This is a genomic window from Pseudomonas palmensis, assembly GCF_049942755.1.
GTDB lineage: Bacteria > Pseudomonadota > Gammaproteobacteria > Pseudomonadales > Pseudomonadaceae > Aquipseudomonas > Aquipseudomonas palmensis.
Genome location: NZ_CP187958.1, coordinates 4,704,611 through 4,722,649, shown reverse-complemented (window position 1 = coordinate 4,722,649; position 18,039 = coordinate 4,704,611). Strand labels below are relative to the sequence as shown.

General features: G+C 65.1%; 18 protein-coding genes. 14 read left to right on the top strand and 4 right to left on the bottom strand.

Translation table 11 applies throughout. The annotated features are described in order from the left end of the window. Nucleotides 1-105: 105 nt before the first annotated feature. From ACPRTJ_RS21830 to ACPRTJ_RS21820, 3 genes are read left to right on the top strand one after another with little or no spacing between them, the layout of a single operon-like run. Nucleotides 106-1,191, top strand: a complete 1,086-nt coding sequence (locus ACPRTJ_RS21830) for a helix-turn-helix domain-containing protein (RefSeq protein ID WP_043862955.1) — start codon at nt 106-108, stop codon at nt 1,189-1,191. 59 nt (nt 1,192-1,250) lie between these two features. Then, the gene (locus ACPRTJ_RS21825) at nt 1,251-1,433 is read left to right on the top strand and encodes a hypothetical protein (RefSeq protein WP_146095039.1); all 183 of its coding nucleotides are present in this window, start codon (nt 1,251-1,253) and stop codon (nt 1,431-1,433) included. 30 nt (nt 1,434-1,463) lie between these two features. After that, nucleotides 1,464-1,715, top strand: a complete 252-nt coding sequence (locus tag ACPRTJ_RS21820) for a hypothetical protein (protein WP_043862957.1) — start codon at nt 1,464-1,466, stop codon at nt 1,713-1,715. On the opposite strand, the gene ACPRTJ_RS21815 is transcribed toward ACPRTJ_RS21820, so the two are convergent. After that, nucleotides 1,712-2,062 carry a hypothetical protein gene (locus tag ACPRTJ_RS21815; protein WP_043862958.1) on the bottom strand — a complete coding sequence of 117 codons (351 nt, stop codon included), beginning with the start codon at nt 2,060-2,062 and terminating at the stop codon, nt 1,712-1,714. The two genes, ACPRTJ_RS21820 and ACPRTJ_RS21815, sit on opposite strands and share 4 nt — an antisense overlap. A 172-nt stretch (nt 2,063-2,234) precedes the next feature. Between ACPRTJ_RS21815 and ACPRTJ_RS21810 the strand changes: the two genes are divergently transcribed. The 5 genes from ACPRTJ_RS21810 (at nt 2,235) to fdhE (ending at nt 8,235) form a co-directional block, all read left to right on the top strand. Continuing rightward, nucleotides 2,235-2,513, top strand: a complete 279-nt coding sequence (locus ACPRTJ_RS21810; RefSeq protein WP_116054465.1) for a YceK/YidQ family lipoprotein — start codon at nt 2,235-2,237, stop codon at nt 2,511-2,513. 230 nt (nt 2,514-2,743) lie between these two features. Further along, nucleotides 2,744-5,794, top strand: a complete 3,051-nt coding sequence (gene fdnG / locus ACPRTJ_RS21805; protein WP_078480172.1) for a formate dehydrogenase-N subunit alpha — start codon at nt 2,744-2,746, stop codon at nt 5,792-5,794. 19 nt (nt 5,795-5,813) lie between these two features. Beyond that, on the top strand, nt 5,814-6,704 hold the full coding sequence (gene fdxH, locus ACPRTJ_RS21800; RefSeq protein WP_269210608.1) for a formate dehydrogenase subunit beta: 891 nt from the start codon (nt 5,814-5,816) through the stop codon (nt 6,702-6,704). Then, on the top strand, nt 6,701-7,348 hold the full coding sequence (locus ACPRTJ_RS21795) for a formate dehydrogenase subunit gamma (RefSeq protein WP_043862960.1): 648 nt from the start codon (nt 6,701-6,703) through the stop codon (nt 7,346-7,348). Before fdxH ends, ACPRTJ_RS21795 begins: the two co-directional genes overlap by 4 nt. After that, complete coding sequence (fdhE, locus tag ACPRTJ_RS21790) at nt 7,345-8,235, top strand: formate dehydrogenase accessory protein FdhE (protein ID WP_043862961.1); 891 nt, start codon at nt 7,345-7,347, stop codon at nt 8,233-8,235. The genes ACPRTJ_RS21795 and fdhE overlap by 4 nt, the downstream gene beginning before the upstream one ends. On the opposite strand, the gene ACPRTJ_RS21785 is transcribed toward fdhE, so the two are convergent. After that, on the bottom strand, nt 8,232-8,684 hold the full coding sequence (locus ACPRTJ_RS21785; protein WP_088515395.1) for a GNAT family N-acetyltransferase: 453 nt from the start codon (nt 8,682-8,684) through the stop codon (nt 8,232-8,234). The genes fdhE and ACPRTJ_RS21785 overlap by 4 nt on opposite strands. 112 nt (nt 8,685-8,796) lie before the next feature. Between ACPRTJ_RS21785 and ACPRTJ_RS21780 the strand changes: the two genes are divergently transcribed. After that, nucleotides 8,797-10,320 (top strand): FAD-dependent oxidoreductase, encoded by a 1,524-nt coding sequence (locus ACPRTJ_RS21780; protein ID WP_426427285.1) that lies wholly within the window; start codon nt 8,797-8,799, stop codon nt 10,318-10,320. Nucleotides 10,321-10,325: 5 nt separating this feature from the next. Here ACPRTJ_RS21780 and ACPRTJ_RS21775 read toward each other — a convergent pair whose 3' ends face one another. Further along, nucleotides 10,326-11,519 carry a sugar transporter gene (locus ACPRTJ_RS21775; RefSeq protein WP_043862964.1) on the bottom strand — a complete coding sequence of 398 codons (1,194 nt, stop codon included), beginning with the start codon at nt 11,517-11,519 and terminating at the stop codon, nt 10,326-10,328. 369 nt (nt 11,520-11,888) lie between these two features. On the opposite strand from ACPRTJ_RS21775, the gene ACPRTJ_RS21770 reads away from it, so the two are divergent. The 4 genes from ACPRTJ_RS21770 (at nt 11,889) to ACPRTJ_RS21755 (ending at nt 15,248) form a co-directional block, all read left to right on the top strand. Continuing rightward, nucleotides 11,889-12,602, top strand: a complete 714-nt coding sequence (locus ACPRTJ_RS21770; protein WP_229589264.1) for a GNAT family N-acetyltransferase — start codon at nt 11,889-11,891, stop codon at nt 12,600-12,602. Nucleotides 12,603-12,739: 137 nt separating this feature from the next. Beyond that, nucleotides 12,740-13,432: a hypothetical protein gene (locus ACPRTJ_RS21765; protein ID WP_054915399.1), complete on the top strand. Its 693-nt coding sequence runs from the start codon at nt 12,740-12,742 to the stop codon at nt 13,430-13,432. Nucleotides 13,433-13,666: 234 nt separating this feature from the next. Next, nucleotides 13,667-14,356, top strand: coding sequence for a hypothetical protein (locus ACPRTJ_RS21760; RefSeq protein ID WP_043862966.1), 690 nt, complete (start codon nt 13,667-13,669; stop codon nt 14,354-14,356). Nucleotides 14,357-14,660: 304 nt separating this feature from the next. Next, nucleotides 14,661-15,248: a biliverdin-producing heme oxygenase gene (locus tag ACPRTJ_RS21755; protein WP_054915401.1), complete on the top strand. Its 588-nt coding sequence runs from the start codon at nt 14,661-14,663 to the stop codon at nt 15,246-15,248. A 90-nt stretch (nt 15,249-15,338) separates the two neighbouring features. On the opposite strand, the gene ACPRTJ_RS21750 is transcribed toward ACPRTJ_RS21755, so the two are convergent. Then, on the bottom strand, nt 15,339-16,739 hold the full coding sequence (locus tag ACPRTJ_RS21750; RefSeq protein ID WP_043862968.1) for an amino acid permease: 1,401 nt from the start codon (nt 16,737-16,739) through the stop codon (nt 15,339-15,341). Nucleotides 16,740-17,073: 334 nt separating this feature from the next. On the opposite strand from ACPRTJ_RS21750, the gene gcvA reads away from it, so the two are divergent. After that, on the top strand, nt 17,074-17,964 hold the full coding sequence (gene gcvA, locus ACPRTJ_RS21745) for a transcriptional regulator GcvA (protein WP_088515400.1): 891 nt from the start codon (nt 17,074-17,076) through the stop codon (nt 17,962-17,964). The last annotated feature ends 75 nt before the right edge of the window (nt 17,965-18,039 follow it).

Sequence of the window (18,039 nt, the reverse complement as noted above, 5' to 3'; positions counted from 1 at the left end):
CATCGCGGGTCAGGCCCGCGATGCGACACGCATACCCCCGTCAACCTGAGGTTGACAGCTTATGTATACTGGCCGGCCATGCCCTCGCCAAGGACACCCCAGCGCATGACCGAAAACAGCTTCGCCTTTCGCCTCAAGGAACTGCTCGAACACCACAAGCTGACGCTGCAGGCGGTAGGCACGGCCCTGGGGATCTCGCGCACCGCCGTGCACAAATGGACCCGCGGCGGCGAGATCGACTACGCCAACCTGCGCAAGCTGGCCGACTTTCTCAAGGTCAACTGGATCTGGCTGCGCTACGGCGAAGAAGCCCTGCAGGACGTGCAGCAGACCCAGGTGGTGGAGCTGCCGATGACCGACCTGCGCCGGCGCTACACCGCCGAGATCATGGAGAGCGAAACCCGCATGAAGCTGGCCCAGGAAGGCGCCCGCATCGTGACCTGGGAATGGAACCTGATCAGCGACGAACTCACCTACTCGCCCAACGTCGAGGCCGTGTACGGCTGGCAGGTGATCCGCAACGAAGACTTCTGGGTGCACCTGCCCCCCGAGGACGTCGAGATGCTGCAGGCGCTGTACAGCAAGACCCTGCTCGAAGGCGAAGGCTGCGAGTGCGACTTTCGCATCTATCGCCCCGACGGCGAGATGCGCTGGATCGCCTCCCGCGCCACGGTGGTGCGCGACAGCGCCGGGCGCGCGGTGAAGATGGTCGGCATCAGCATGGACAACACCGAGCGCAAGGTCGCCGAAGAGCAACTGCGCAATAGCGAGGAACGTTTTCGCGCCATCTTCGAACTGGCCTGGGGCGCGCTGGCCTACATCGACCCGGACGGCACCTGGCAGCGGGTCAACGGCAGCTTCTGCGAGCTGCTGGGCTACAGCGCCGAAACGCTGTACGGCATGACCTTCCAGCAACTGACCCACCCCGACGACCTGGCCGCCAACCTGCAGTTGCTGCAGCGCCTGCTGGCCGGCGAGATCGAGCGCTACGAAGTGGAAAAGCGCGTGCGCCACAAGCAGGGCCACTACATCTGGGTACGTGCACGTACCGCCCTGCAGCGCCGCCAGGACGGCCAGCCGCAGCATCTGATCAGCGTGTTCGAGGACATCGGCGCCGAACGCCAGGAACGCGAACGCCTGCAGGCACGTATCGAGGCGCTTGAAGCACAGCGCGGGGCTTCGCAGGCATGAGTCGCTTCGTGGGGGTGTTTCACTTGCGAAGCCGGCATGCCGTGGACAGGGGCTTCAAGGTGCACGCGCTACACAGCGACAATCATGCCGATGCGCACCTTGAAGCGGGCGACATACGCAATGAACAGGGCTACCAGGACGATCAGACCTGCGACTTCACCGTGATCGAGATTGCCAGCACTGCCCTGGCGCCCCGGCGCCTGAGCTGGCTGGAGCGCATCACGGGCAAGCTGCATGCATGACCCCATCCCTGATCTGACTGCGGGGCGCACATGAGCCGCTTTGTCGCTGTGTTTCACCACTGGCATATCACCAAACGCAACCTTGGCTTCGAGGTGCACAGCCTGGCAGGTCGCGATCAGGCACAGGCGCACCGCGAAGCCTGCGCACGGTTGGCCGATCAGGAAGTGAGCGATATCGTGCGCTGCGCCTTCACCCTGGTTGAGATCGGCGCGCATGAACACGTTGCGCGCCCGCTGAGCTGGCGCGAGCGCATCACCGGGCGTTTCGAGGGGCGTGGCTAGAGGCAGGTGGCCAACGCCGCCATGCGCCGCTGGGCCAATGCATCGTCCTTGAGGGTGTAGAACTTGACCACCGTGCCGCCGGCTTCGGCGCGCACATCGGCGAAGTATTCGGCATCGCGTGTCGACACCGTGGCCCCACCGTTGGGGCCGGCGTCGAGGTAGCCGCTGGCATCCACGCCGAAGACGGCTTCGTCCTGCCAACCGAACTGGATGCACTCGGCCACCAGCGGCTCGGCCTTGGCCGAGGTGAAGGTCTTGTGCGGTGCGCCCAGGCGAGCCTGGTTCATCGTCGACGAGGCGCATCCGGCCAGCACCAGTGCCGTACCCAATAGCATTGCTGCGCGCATGGTTGTCTCTCCCGTTGGTTGTGTGTCGGCAGCACCGGGCTCTTCGCTGGCCCTGTAGAAGCTGGCCTTGCCAGCGAAGAGGCCTGGCCTGCTGATTGAAAAAGGAGCGACTGTAGCATTGCCCCGGCCCCCGGTGAGAGAATGCCGCGCAGAAAAACGGACCCTCCCCCCTGTGCCAAGGAACAGCACCATCCGAATCCTCTCGCTCGCCCTCATCGTCTCCACCCTCGCCCTCACCAGCTGCGGCACCATGATGCGCGGTGGGTACTGCGCCGAATGTGCATCCCCAGGCATGTACCGGGGCGTGCGCAACAACTTCTCGTTCCTGTTCAGCGCCACCTCGGCGCAGTTCTGCTGGCCGCTGATCGTGTGCCCGCTGGCGTTTATCGTCACCGCGCCCGTGGATATCGTGATCGATACCGCGATGATCCCCGCCGACCTCTCGCGCTGAGTGCCAAACAATCGAATCCCTCTATAGGTTCATCGACAAGGTCGATTAGTCACAAATTAAGTAAGGGCATAAACTGCCCCCGAATGCGCGCAATTCACCCACGATAGAAAGGGTCTTGGCGCGCACCCTCTGTGACTAGCCTGCATACCACTTACCGATCCTGACGCTGATCTCGGCGGGCCTGCGCGTGCGCGGCCGATTCTGGAGCTCGTTTGTACAAGGAGATAACCATGGGACTGGGCAGAAGACAGTTCTTCAAGCTGTGCACCGTCGGCGCTGCCACCGCCACTGCGGCCAGCCTGGGCTTCGCCCCGGGCATGGCCCAGGCCACCCAATCACGCCAGTACAAGCTGCTGCGCGCCAAGGAAACCCGCAACAACTGCACCTACTGCTCGGTGGGTTGCGGCGTGCTGATGTACAGCCTTGGCGACGGCGCCAAGAACGCCAAGGCGCGTATCTTCCACATCGAAGGCGACCCCGATCACCCGGTCAGCCGCGGCTCGCTGTGCCCCAAGGGCGCGGGCCTGGTGGACTACATCCACAGCGAACAACGCCTGCTCTACCCCGAATACCGCGCCCCTGGCTCGGACAAATGGCAGCGCATCAGCTGGGATCACGCCATCGAGCGCATCGCACGCCTGATGAAGGACGACCGTGACGCCAACTTCATCGAGAAGAACGACAAGGGCACCACGGTCAACCGCTGGCTGAGCACCGGCATGCTGTGCAGCTCGGCCGCCAGCAGCGAAACAGGCTCGCTGGACCAGCGCTTCACCCGCGCCCTGGGCATCCTGGGCACCGACAGCCAGGCCCGTGTGTGCCACGCCCCTACCGTCTCGGCCCTGGCGCCGACCTTCGGGCGCGGCGCCATGACCAACAACTGGGTCGACATCAAGAACGCCAACGTGGTGCTGATCATGGGCGGCAACCCCGCCGAGGCGCACCCGGTGGGCTTCAAGTGGGTGATCGAGGCCAAGATCCGCAATGGCGCCAAGGTCATCGTGGTGGACCCGCGCTTCAACCGCAGCGCCGCCGTGGCCGACATCTACTCGCCGATCCGCGCCGGCTCCGACGTGACCTTCCTGATGGGCGTGGTCAACTACCTGATCACCCACGACAAGATCCAGCACGACTACGTGCGCGCCTACACCAACGCCAGCCTGATCGTGCGCGAGGACTACAGCTTCGACGACGGCCTGTTCAGCGGCTACGACCCGGCCAAGCGCAGTTACGATCGCAGCTCCTGGACCTACGAGCTGGACGCCGACGGCTTCGCCAGGCGCGACATGACCCTGAGCCACCCGCGCTGCGTGTGGAACCTGCTCAAGGCCCACGTCAGCCGCTACACCCCGGACATGGTCACCAACATCTGCGGCACGCCCAAGGCCGACTTCCTGCAGATCTGCGAGATCCTCGGCACCACCAGTGCCCCGGACAAGACCGCCACCTTCCTCTACGCCCTGGGCTGGACCCACCACACCAACGGCGCGCAGATGATCCGAGGCTCGGGCATGATCCAGCTGCTGCTGGGCAACATCGGCATGGCCGGTGGCGGGGTCAACGCCCTGCGCGGCCACTCCAACATCCAGGGCTACACCGACCTGGGCCTGCTCTCGCTGCGCCTGCCCGGCTACATGAACCTGCCATCGGATGCGCAGACCGACCTGGCCACCTACCTCAAGCAGACCACGCCCAGCGCGGTGCTGCCCGACCAGGTCAACTACTACAAGCACACCCCCAAGTTCTTCGTCAGCCTGATGAAGAGCCTGTGGGGCGACAAGGCCACCAAGGACAACGACTGGGGCTTCGACTGGCTGCCCAAGTGGGACGACAGCTACGACGTGCTCAACTACAGCAACCGCATGTACGAGGGCAAGGTCAACGGCTACATCGCCCAGGGCTTCAACCCGGTGGCGGCGTTCCCGGACAAGAACAAGGCCCAGGCCGCGCTGGAGAAACTCAAGTTCCTGGTGATCATCGACCCGCTGGCCACCGAGACCTCGAGCTTCTGGCAGAACCACGGCGAGGAGCACGACGTGGACACCGCGGCGATCCAGACCGAAGTGTTCCGCCTGCCCTCCTCCTGCTTTGCCGAGGAAGACGGCTCGATCGTCAACTCCGGGCGCTGGCTGCAATGGCACTGGGCCGGCGCTGCGCCGCCCGGAGAGGCCTGGCACGACGGCAAGATCCTCGGCCACCTGTTCCTGAAGATCCGCGAGCTGTACGAGAAGGAAGGCGGTGCCAACCCCGCGCCGATCCTCAACATGGCCTGGGACTACGCCGACCCGTTCGACCCCAAGCCCGAGGAAGTGGCCAAGGAATCCAACGGCCGCGCCCTGGCCGACCTGCACGACGAACAGGGCAACCTGATTCTGCGCAAGGGCCAGTTGCTCGACGACTTCTCGCAGTTGCGCGACGACGGCACCACTGCCAGCTTCAACTGGATCTTCGCCGGCTCCTGGACCGAAAAGGGCAACCAGATGGCACGGCGCGACAACGCCGACAGCGGCCTGGGCTGCACCCCGGGCTGGGCCTGGGCGTGGCCGCAGAACCGGCGCATTCTCTACAACCGCGCCTCGGCCGACCCCCAGGGCAAGCCGTGGGACCCCAAGCGCAAGCTGATCGGCTGGGACGGGGCGCGCTGGAGCGGCGTGGACGTGCCGGACTTCGCCGTCACCGCTGCACCGGGCAGCAACACCAACCCGTTCATCATGCTGCCTGAAGGCCTGGGCCGGCTGTTCTCGGTGGGCGCGATGAACGACGGGCCGTTCCCCGAACACTACGAGCCCACCGAAAGCCCGCTGGCGAACAACCCGCTGCACCCGAACGTGACCTACAGCCCCACCGCGCGGGTGTACGAAAGCGATCGCAAGCGCATGGGCAGCCGCGAGCAGTTCCCGTATGTGGCCACCACCTACTCGATCACCGAGCTGTTCCGCCACTGGACCAAGCATGCGCGGCTCAACGCCATCGTGCAGCCCGAGCAGTTCATCGAGATCGGCGAGAAGCTGGCCGCCGACAAGGGCATCGTGCAGGGCGACCTGGTGCGCGTCAGCACCCAGCGTGGCTACATCAAGGCCAAGGCCGTGGTGACCAAGCGCATCCGCCGCCTGGCCATCGACGGGCAGGACGTCGACACCATCGGCATCCCCTGCCACTGGGGCTATGAAGGCACCACGCGCAAGGGCTTTCTGGCCAATACCCTGACCCCGGGGGTGGGCGATTCCAATACCCACACGCCGGAATACAAGGCGTTTCTCGTGAACATCGAAAAGGCCTGAGGGAGCGAACTTCATGTCCATGCAATCCCAAGACATCATCAAGCGCTCGGCCACCAACGTGCTGACCCCGGCGCCGCGTGCGCGCGACCACCAGGCCGAAGTGGCCAAGCTGATCGACGTGAGCATCTGCATCGGCTGCAAGGCCTGCCAGGTGGCCTGCAACGAGTGGAACGACCTGCGCGACGAGGTCGGCCACAACGTCGGCGTGTACGACAACCCGGCCGACCTGTCGGCCGAAACCTGGACGCTGATGCGCTTCGATGAAGTCGAAGATGAAAGCGGCAAGCTCGAATGGCTGATCCGCAAGGACGGCTGCATGCACTGCGCCGACCCGGGCTGCCTGAAGGCCTGCCCGCAACCGGGGGCGATCATCCAGTACGCCAACGGCATCGTCGACTTCCAGTCCGACCACTGCATCGGCTGCGGCTACTGCATCGCCGGCTGCCCGTTCGATGTGCCGCGCATCAGCAAGAAGGACAACAAGGCCTACAAGTGCACCCTGTGCGTGGACCGCGTGTCGGTCGGCCAGGAGCCGGCCTGCGTCAAGACCTGCCCCACCGGGGCGATCAACTTCGGCAGCAAGCAGGACATGCTGCACCAGGCCAGCGAGCGCGTGACCGAGCTGCAGGGCCGCGGCTTTGCCGGCGCCGGCATCTACGACCCGCAGGGCGTGGGCGGCACCCACGTGGTGTACGTGCTGCAGCACGCCGACAAGCCGCACCTGTACCACAAGCTGCCCACCGACCCGCGCATCAGCAGCGCCATCCATGGCTGGAAGGGCTGGCTCAAGCCGGTGGCGGCCGTGGCCTTCTTCGCCACCCTGGCCGGCACCCTGTTCCACTACGTGGGCGTGGGGCCGAACGAGGTCGAGGAAGCCGACGAGAAACACGAGGAGGACACCCACGCATGAACAAGGACAAACTGATCCTGCGCACCCGCTTCATCGAGCGTGCCAGCCACTGGGTAATGGTGCTGTGCTTCCTTGCCGTGGCCCTGTCGGGGCTGTCGTGGTTCTTCCCGTCGCTCAACGGGCTCAACGCCGTGTTCGGCACCCCGCAGCTGGCGCGCATCCTGCACCCGTTCTTCGGGGTGGTGGTGTTCCTGCTGCTGGCGTTCCTGTTCGTGCGCTTCGTCAAGTACAACCTGCCCGAACGTGAAGACCTCGCGTGGTTCAGGAACGTGCGCCAGGTGCTGGCCGGCGAGCACGAGCCGGCGCTGCAGATCGGCAAGTACAACGCCGGGCAGAAGATCCTGTTCTGGGGAATCATGGGCCTGATCAGCGTGCTGCTGGTCAGTGGCGTGGTGATCTGGCGGCCTTACTTCGCGCCGTGGTTCAGCATCCCGTCGATTCGCATCGGCCTGCTGGTACACGCCATTGCCGGCATCTGCCTGATCCTGCTGATCATCGGCCATGCGTACCTGGCGTTCTGGGTCAAGGGTTCGATTCGCGGCATGGTCACCGGGTATGTGAGCCGCAGCTGGGCCAAGACCCACCATGACCGCTGGTACCGGCAGATCAGCAACAAGCAGAGCGGGAGTGGCAAGCAGCAATGAACAGCATCCAGATGACCCCTGCCGAGCAGCGTAGCGCCGGCGTTGGCGAAATACCTGCCGTGCTGCTGCCGACCCTGGGCGAGCGCTACCGCCAGCGCGCCACGCGCCTGCGTCAGCTGGCCGAGGGGCACCCGATGGCCGACTACCTGCGGTTCGTGGCACAGGTGGCCGATGCCCAGCAGCAATTGCTCGAACGCCTGCCGCTGCCGGCAACGCTGGTGAGCAGCCTGGCCGGGCGGGTAGCCGCCGGCAAGGCGCCGCTGGCCTGGGCCAGCCTGCCGCGCGATGCCTACTGGCAGCAACTGTTGCGCGGGCTTGGCGAACACATCGAACACGCCACCCTGCAGGGCCTGTGCGCGCAGGGCGAGGCCGCCCTGGACGTGGCGGCCGATGCATTGCTGGCAGGCCGCTTCAGCGAGATCGACAGCGGTCAGGCGCTGTTCCTGTGGGCGGCCCTGTCGCTGTACTTCACCCAGCTGGCGGCGCACCTGCCCGCCATCGGCAATGCCGGCGTGGGCGAGCAGCGCCAGCATTGCCCGGTGTGCACCGGGGCGCCGGTGGCCAGCGTGATCATGACCGGTGCCCAGGCCGGGCTGCGCTACCTGCACTGCGGGTTGTGCGAGAGCCGCTGGCACATGGTGCGGCTCAAGTGCAGCAACTGCGAAGAGACCGGCAGCCTGGACTACTGGTCGCTGGATACCCATGAAACCGCGATCAAGGCCGAGAGCTGCGACGACTGCCACAGCTACCTGAAGGTGTTCTACCCCGAGCACGAGCGCGACCTTGAGCTGGTGGCCGATGACCTGGCCTCGATCGCGCTGGATGCCGAGGTGGAGCGCCAGGGGTTCGATCGCAGCGGCGTGAACCCGTTTCTGTTCCCGGGCTAGAGCGGGTACTGCATCAGCCAGTGTGATTTGCCCCAGGCCTGGAACTGCTCGAGGTACTGCCACCCCCGCTTGTGGTAGTACTCGGCGCGGTCGTGGGTGTGCAGGTAGAGGTGCGTGTGCCCCAGGGCCCTGGCCTTGGTGCAGATGCCCTCGATCAGCGTTTCGGCCAGGCCTTGGCCGCGGGCTTGCGGGCTGACGAACACGCAGGCCAGCCAGGGGCTCAGGTCGGGCCGCAGGGGCAGGTCGTCGCGCGCCAGTGAAGCGCTGCCTAGCAGGTTGCCGTCATCCAGCGCCAGCAGGCTGTACAGGCTGCCGTCAGTCTGGCCATGGGCGAATTCCTGTTGCCATTGGGCCAGCGGTACATCGGCGTATTCGTAGGCGAACTGCTCGTGCAGCCAGCGGGCCAGGGTATCGCTGTGGTGTGGGTGGTTGCTGAGCCAGTCGATCATGGGTGTGCTCTGGGCGTTGGGGGGATGCAAAGGTACACCGAATTGGATGAGGGGTGTGGCCACCTGCATCTACACTTGTCAGTGCCACCGCACCTTCCCGGAGGACCGCGCCATGCCCCACTCTGACGTCCTGATCATCGGCGCCGGGCCCACCGGCCTGGTCCTGGCCCTGTGGCTGAGCAAGCTGGGCATCTCGGTACGTATCCTCGACAGGACCAGCGCCGCCGGCACCACCTCCCGCGCGCTCGCCGTGCAAGCCCGCACCCTGGAGCTGTACCGCCAGCTGGACCTGGCCGACGCGGTCGTTGGCGCCGGCCACCAGGTGCCCGCCGCCAACCTCTGGGTCAAGGGCGAGCCCGCCGCACGCCTGCCTTTGGACAGCATCGGCGCCAACCTCACGCCCTACCCCTTTCTCGAAATCTACCCGCAGGACCAGCACGAGAACCTGCTGATCGAGCGCCTGCGCGGCCTTGGCGTGGAGGTCGAACGCAGCACCGAACTGCTCGGTTTCACCCAGCACGACACCACCGTCAGCGCACGCCTGCGCCTGCCCGACGGCAGCGAGCAAGACTGCGAGGCGCATTACCTGGCCGGCTGCGACGGCGCCCATTCGAGCGTGCGCAACGGCCTGCATGTCGACTTCCCCGGCGGCACCTACCAGCAGCTGTTCTATGTGGCCGACGTGGATGCCAGCGGCCCGCCCATGAACGGCGAGCTGCACGTGGACCTGGACGAGGCGGACTTTCTGGCGGTGTTCCCGCTGGCCGGCGCAGGCCGCGCGCGGTTGATCGGTACGGTGCGCGACGCACGCGCCGAACACCCCGAGCAACTGCGTTTCGAGGATGTCAGCCAACACGCCATCGAGCACCTGCAACTGCAGGTGCTCAAGGTCAACTGGTTTTCCACCTACCGCGTACACCATCGCGTGGCCGGGCATTTCCGCCAGCAGCGCGCCTTCCTGCTCGGCGACGCCGCGCACGTGCACAGCCCGGCCGGCGGCCAGGGCATGAACACCGGCATCGGCGATGCAATCAACCTGGCCTGGAAGCTGTGCAGCGTACTCAAGGGCAAGGCCCACGACGACCTGCTCGACAGCTACCCGGTCGAGCGCATGGCCTTCGCCCGGCGCCTGGTGGCCACCACCGACCAGGTGTTCACCTTCGCTACCGCCGATGGCAGCATCGCCAACCTGTTGCGTACGCGCCTGGCACCGGTGCTGATACCGCGCATGGCGGCATTCGCCAAGGCGCGCAGCCTGCTGTTTCGCACGGTCTCGCAACTGGGCCTGAATTACCGCCTGATGCCGCTGAGCTTCGGCAGCGCCGGCCATGTGCAGGGCGGCGACCGCCTGCCCTGGGTGGTCACGCAGGAACACGACAATTTCAGCGCGCTGTCGCACCTGGGCTGGCAGGTGCACGTGTACGGCCTGGCCAGCAAGGAACTGAGCGCCTGGTGCGCCGCACGCCAGCTGCCACTGCAGGTTTACCCCTGGTCGGCCGCCTGCACGGCCGCCGGCCTGGCACGCAACGCGCTGTACCTGCTGCGCCCCGACAGCTACGTGGCGCTGGCCGAACCCTCGGCCTCCACCGCCGCCGTGGAGCGCTACTTCAGCGAGCGGGGCCTGCGCCCCTGGTGAGGTGCTTACGCCGGTTTGTCGGCGCCCAGCACCCCGGCATAGCGGTAGGTGGTCACACAACACAGCACCAGGCCGCTGACCGCGACCGCGCCGCCCACCAGGCCGATGTCGCCAAGGCCCATGTGGGTGCTGACCAGGCTGCCCAGCAATGCCCCGCCACCGATGCCCACGTTGTACAGCCCCGAGAACATGGCCATGGCCACGTCGGTGGCATCGGAAGCCAGCACCAGCACCTTCGATTGCAGGGCCAGGCTGAAACACATGATCGCCATGCCCCACACCATGCTCAGCGCGCAGAGCAGGGTCGGGTTGACTGCCAGCGGGGCCAGCAGCAACAGGCTCAGGGCGATGGCGCCGATGGCGCCAATCGCGAACCCCCGCGGGAAACGTTCGCTGTAGCGACTGAACAGGATCGAGCCGAAGATGCCCGCCCCGCCATACAGCAACAGCAGGATGGTGGTCATTTCGCCGCTCATCGCCGCCACCTGCTGGCTGAACGGCTCGATGTAGCTGTAGGCGGTGAACTGCGCGGTGATGCCCAGCACCACCAACGCATACACCGAGAGCAGCGCCGGCCGCTTGAGCAGCATCGGCAGGCTGCGCAGCGAACCGGAGTTCTGGCTGGGCAGGCGCGGCAGCGAGCGCATCAGCCAAAGCAAAGTCAGTACCGAGACCCCGGCGATGCCCATGAAAGTGGTGCGCCAGCCCAGCGCCTCGCCCACCACTCGCCCCAGCGGAATGCCCAGCACCATGGCCAGGGTGGTGCCGGTGGCCAGCACCCCGAGGGCCTTGGCCTGCTTGCCCGGCGGCGCCACCCGCACCGCCAGCGACGCGGTGATGGCCCAGAACACCGCGTGGGCCAGTGCGATACCGATGCGGCTGAACAGCAGCATGCCGAAGCTGGTGGCCATGCTCGACAGCACATGGCTGGCAATGAACAGCACGAACAGGAACGCCAGCAGCTTGCGCCGCTCGATGTTGCGGGTCATCAGCATCATCGGCAGCGAGGCCAGCGACACCACCCAGGCATAGATGGTCAGCATCAGCCCGACCTGGGCGGTGGGCATGTCGAAGCTGCGGCCGATATCGCTGAGCAGGGCCACCGGCACGAACTCAGTGGTGTTGAAGATGAATGCAGCCAGGGCCAGCGCGAAAACGCTGAGCCAACTGCCATTACGGGTATCTGCGGGGTTGTTCATCGGACGGGGCAAGGCTCCGGGGCGGGCGCGTCAGACGCGACCCTGGGTTCAATGAAACCTGCGCGGCAAAAGGCGCGCAGGCAAAAGCCACCCCTGGGCCGGCGGCCTGGGTGTTGCGCTGCAGAAGGTTGTTATAGGTAGGTGCGGGTCGCAGGCCCGATGGTACGTCATGCGTCGGGGGGGCGACAATAACGCTCGCCGCGCCGCGCCGGCCCCACCGATGAAACTTGCCACGGACATGCAGTGTCTTTGTCATGAGCCCGTAGTAGTGCAAAGCCTGACAAGGGCTGCAGCATTGTCCGATGGTCAGGGTTTACCGACACACGCCTAATCGGGGTCCCTTGAGTACCGGATCTGCCAGGAGGCCGTATGCGCCTAGTTTCGCAACTGCTCCAACGTCTCAGACAAAAAGGCCTGCGTCGCGCCTTGCGCCCGCTATGGCAACGCCACGTGTTCCAGCACTGGCAACTGGTGTGGCTGGACCGCGACCCGTTGGCCAGGGTGCCTCGACAACGCACCCGCCCCTGCCCTCCCGTGCGGCTCGTCCAGATCACCCCGAGCAACACCGACGCGTTCGCGCGCCATTTCCCCGGCCAGTTGCAGGCCATGAACGACCTTGCACGCGAAGGCCACACCGGCCACATGTACCTGGACGAAGCCGGTGACGCGGTGGCGATGGTGTGGGCCAGCACCCGTGACTATCACGACCGGCACTACTACGGCTGCACCTTCCCGGTACAGCCCGGCGAATACTTCCAGTTCGCCGGCGAAGTCGAGCGCGCCTACTTCGGCACCGGCCTGTCCACGCGGGTGCAGACCGAGCTGTGGGAGGCCATGCTCGCCAAAGGCTGCACGCGCATCGTGGTGGTGGTGGCGCTGGACAACGCACAGGCAGTCAAGATGCACCTGCACCTGGACTACCACGAACAGGGTCGCATCACCCACGCGTACAGGTTCTTCGGGCGCTGGTACTTCTCCCGCGTGACCCACTACAGCGGCTCACGCCTGGCCCACCTGGCCCCGCGGGCCAGACGCAAGGCCGACAGCGAGCCGGCGCCGCAGCTGCACGACACCGACGCCTGAGCGCCTACGCCCCGGGTTGCAAGGTCATGCAGCGCGCATGACCTTCAGCTTACCGGGGCTGTAGAGAAGGCCGATGGCATGCAACTGCCGGTGGACGCCTAATCGGAGCTCCTGGAATAAAACCTGTCGGAGTTCTCATGCAATTGATCGAAATCGCCCACCAGCGCATCAGACAAAAAGGCTTGCTGCGTGCGCTTCGCCCGCTGTGGCGCCGCTACATCTTCTCGCACTGGCAACTGGTGTGGTTGCAGCGCAGCCCCCTTGCGCCCGTCGCCGCGCAACGCAGGCGTACCTGCCCGCCAGTGCATCTGGTAGCGATAACACCCCACAATACCGAGGCCTTCAGCCGTTACTTCCCTGGCCAGGTGCAGGCCATGACCGACCTCGCCGAACAGGGCCACACCGGCCACATGTACGTGGACAGCCACGGCAACGCGGTGGCGATGGTGTGGGCCAGCACCCGCGATTACCACGACCGCCATTACTACGGCTGCACCTTCCCGGTGCAGCCGGGCGAATACTTCCAGTTTGCCGGGGAAGTCGACCGCGCCTACTTCGGTACAGGCCTGTCGACCCAGGCCCAGCTCGACCTGTGGTCCGCCATGCTGGCCAAGGGGTGTACGCGCATCGTCAATGTGGTGGCGCTGGACAACGTGCAGGCGGTGAAGATGCACCTGCAGCTGGATTATCAGGAACAGGGTCGCATCACCCACGCCTACAGAGTGTTCGGTTGCTGGCGGTTCTCGCGCACCACCCACTACAGCGGCAAGCGCCTCGCTCACCTGGCGCCGCGGGCCCGGCCACGGGCCCCTGACACCTTCATCGCCTGAGCAGAACCGCGCCTTGATTCAGGCGCCATTAAATCGTCAAAAAAGCGACAGACCTTTCCGATCAACTGCTCTATGCCGGTAACCTCCGGTGTAGAGCGGTTCACCCTTGTTACACATATTTTGAAACAACCGCTGCGATGGCTTTTTGACACGCCGTCAAAACGCTGGGCTATACCATGAAAAAGATTTCATCAAACCCACCGTTTCATCCGCCCTATCCGGCAAGGAGGCACCATGGGTGCTTTGCAGAACGTGCGCGACAAGATCAGAAGAAAAGGCCTTCGCCGCGTCGCCAGAACCCTCTGGGAACGCCATGTGTTCTATCACTGGGAACTGCTGTGGATGGAGCGCGACCTGGTCAGTGCGGTACCGCCGCACAACCTGCGACCGCACAAGCCGGTGCGCCTGGTGACCATCACCGAGGACAACGCCGTCGCCTTTGCCCGCCACTTCGGCGACCGTGTGCAAACCATGGCCGAGCTTGCCCGCGAAGGCCACACCGGGCACATGTACCTGGACGATGCCGACAATGCGGTGGCGTTCATCTGGGGCAGCAAGCGCGACTACCTGGACCGTCACTATTACGGCTGCACCTTCCCGGTCAAGGAGGGCGAGTTCTTCGAGTTCGGCGGCGAGATGACCCCGTCGTACTTCGGCACCAGGCTGTCGGTGGATGCCCAGGTCAACCTGTGGGCGGCCATGCAGGCCCAGGGCTGCAACAAGGTGGTGGACGTGGTCGAGACGCACAACGTACCGGCCATGAAGCTGCACCTGCGCATGGGTTATCACGAACAGGGGCGCGTGGCGCACGTGTACTGCCTGTTCGGGCGCTGGAAGTTCTTCCGCGAGACCACCTACAGCGGTTCACGCCTGGAACAGCTGCGCAAGCCGCGGGCAGTCAAGACAGCCGCCGCACCGGCATGAACCTGGCAGCCCCTGCGCCCGCGCTGCGGGTGCAGGGGCCTGCTCGACATCCCTGCTCAACCCCGCATCTACCCGCCCTGCGCGGCGCTTGACCGTACCTGGAGCGCATGCAAGCATCCGCCGGCCATGACGCCCACGAATGCAGTTCAGAGACGAATGACCCGGGATGAAGATGCCATTGCAGATCCACGCATTGAAGACGCTCGCCTGGCAGGCCGGATGCTGCACGGAACGACGATGGCGCGAGAGAGTCTAGGCATTGGCATTACCAATGCCTGCTCACTGCCGACATGAGACCCCGACCATGAATGCCCCCGCCTCCCCTGCGCCCGAAACCGGCCGCTGCCAACGCCTCAAGGCCGCCAGCCGCCGCGAGCACGACAGTGTCGATACGCTGGTGCTGGGCGTTCGACCGTTCGAGAGCCGCGAGCGCTATGCATTGTTTCTGCAAGTGCAGCACCGCTTTCATGGCAGCCTTCAAGCCTTGTATGGCGATGCGCAGTTGAACCGCACATTGCCCGGGCTGGCGGCGCTGTCGCGGTTCGAGGCAGTGCAGGCCGACCTGCGCGACCTTGGCCTGCCGGTGCCCGGTGTACCGGCCCCTGTGCAGCTGTCTGCGCCAGCTGAAGCACTGGGCTGGCTGTACTGCAGCGAGGGCTCGAACCTGGGGGCGGCGTTTCTGTTCAGGCAGACCCAGCAACTGGGGCTGGGCGCGCAGCGTGGCGCCCGGCATCTGGCGCCGCACCCGGACGGGCGTGCGCTGCAGTGGCGCCAGTTCGTGGGGTTGATCGATGCACTGGTGCTGAGTGAGGAACAGGAGCGCCAGGCGGTGGATGGGGCGCTGGCGGCGTTCGAGTTCTATCGCAGCAGCGTGCGCGACATTTTCGGCTGAGGCCTGTGGCGACGTCTTCGCCGGCTCCTGCAGGGGTCACGATGATCCTGCAGGAGCCGGCCTTGCCGGCGATCGAGTGCGCAGCGCGCGCTAACCCTGGTCGGTCATCGCCTGCGGCTGATGCTCGATACGCGCCCGCTTGCGGTAGAACGCGATGCCCAGGATCAACGCCGTCACCGCCGCCGTCATCAAGGTCTCGTAGCGGTAGTCGGGGCTGAACAGCATGTAGCCCAGCACCAGCGAAATCACCACGATCACCAGCCAGGTCAGCCACGGGAACAGCCACATCTTGAACGCCAGCTCGGTGCCCTCGCGCTCGACGATGGCACGCATGCGCAGCTGCGACACGGCAATCACCAGGTACACCAGCAGCGCGATGGCCCCGGTGGTCGACAGCAGGAAGCCGAACACCTTGCCCGGGAAGGCGAAGTTCACGAAGCAACCGACAAACCCGGCCAGGGTCGACAGCAACACCGCCACGGTGGGCACGCCACTGCCGGAAATACGCTTGGTCAGCGGGTGCGCCTCACCCCGTGCGCCCAGCGAATAGAGCATGCGCGAAGCAGTGTACAGCCCCGAGTTCATGCAACTGGTCACCGCCACCAGCACCACCACGTCGATCAGAAACTTGGCACCCGGCACGTTGAGGATTTCCAGCGCGCGCTGGAACGAACCCACCTGCAGCAGGCGCGGGTCATTCCACGGCACCAGCGCGACGATGAAGAAGATCGAGAACACGTAGAAGATCGCGATGCGGTACACCACCAGGTTGGTGGCGCGGCGGATCTTGTCTTTCGGGTTGGCGGTTTCGTCGGCGGCAATGGTGACGATCTCGGCACCGAAGAACGAGAAGATGGTCACCAGCACGCCGGCCAGCACGGCGCCGAAGCCGTTGGGCATGAAGCCGCCATTGGACCACAGGTTCTCGACGCCCGAGGTCTGCGCCAGCGGCCATACACCGCTCACCCCCATCAGGCACACCACCAAAAAGCCGATGATCGCCACCACCTTGACCAGGGCGAACCAGTACTCGAACTTGCCGAAGTTCTTCACGCTGATCAGGTTGCTGCACGACAGCACGATCATGATCAGGAAGGCAAAGGCCCAGGACGGCACGTCGGGGTACCAGGCGTGCAGGATGTCGGCACCGGCGATTGCCTCCACCGGAATGATCAGTACCCAGAACCACCAGTACAGCCAGCCGATGGTGAAGCCTGCCCATGGCCCGATGGCCCGCCCTGCATAGGTGGAGAACGAGCCGCTGTTGGGGTCGGCGATGGCCATTTCGCCGAGCATGCGCATCACCAGCAGCACCAGCAGGCCGGTAATCATGTAGGAGATGAGGATGGCCGGACCGGCCTTGGCGATGGCGTTGGACGAACCGATGAACAAACCGGCGCCGATGATGCCGGCGATGGAGATCATCGAGACCTGACGCGAGGTCAGGCCGTGCTTGAGCGAGCGTTGCGGTTTTTCTTGTAGGGACGACATGGTTGCCTCTCTGGCCAATGCCTGCTGCACCTGGTTGCGCGATGACCGCGCAGGTCAGGCCAAGGTCTTCATGGAAAGTGTGCGGCAGCAGAAATGTAAGGAGCCGTTATTGTTTTTTGGGCATCAAACGTAATGTAACGGGTACTGATCGGCCTCTTTTCGATAAGTTTCGGACGCACTTTTCCCGGTCCCTCGGGGCATCGAAACTAGCAGTTGAAATGATTGACGCAGGTCAGTATTAATCTGCGAACAGGCTGCTTACAAACGACCTTTTATCACCACATGATTCCTCCATGGAATGAACTCAGTCCTTTTCATCTGCCCGGTGCCCTCGATGTCCAAGCGTTTGATGCCCTCCACCACCACCCTGCAATGCTTCGAAGCGGCGGCCCGCCACCTGAGCTTCACCCGCGCCGCGCAGGAGCTGCACCTGACCCAGAGCGCGGTGAGCAAGCAGGTGGCGCAACTCGAGGAAATGCTCTGCCACAACCTGTTCCAGCGCGTGCGCCGGCGCCTGCACCTGACCCCTGCAGGCTCGCTGTACCTGGCCGAGGTGAACAAGATCCTCACCCAGCTGGACATCTCCAGCCGCTACATCCTGACCTACGGCGGCGAGACCCAGGTGCTGACCGTGGCCACCCAGCCCACCTTCGGCGCACGCTGGCTGGTGCCCAACTTGCACGGTTTCAGCCGGCAGCACCCGAACATCCATCTGGACATCAAGAGCGAGCTGGAACCCTTCGACCTGCTCAACAACAAGGCCGACATCGCGTTTTTCTTCGGCCAGGGCACCTGGCCGGGGGCCACCTGCATCGAGCTGTTCCATGAAGAGGTGGTGCCGGTGTGTCACCCCGAGCTGATCGCGGCAGCGCTGCCACGCAGCGCCGAAGACCTCGCCCACCACCCGTTGCTGCAATGCACCTCGCGCCCGGAGGCCTGGCACGAGTGGTTCCTGCAGCAGGACCTGCAGTCCCAGCACAGCTACCACGGGCCGCGTTTCGACACCTTCTACCTGTGCATCCGCGCGGCCCAGGCCGGCTGCGGCATCGCCCTGGTGCCACGCTACCTGGTGGCCGAAGAACTGGCCGAGGGCAAGCTGGTGGTGGCCTGGGCGCACACCATGCCCAGCGAGGGCGCGCACTTCATCGCCCATGCCGAGCATGCGGCGCAGGTGCCGAAGGTGAAGGCGTTCGTCGAGTGGATACAGGGCAGGATCACGATTTGACGGAATGATTGCTCGACTTTATTTCGCTTGTGGCGTTTGCCGGATGTTGGCTTAGATATATAAAAACTTCCGTCA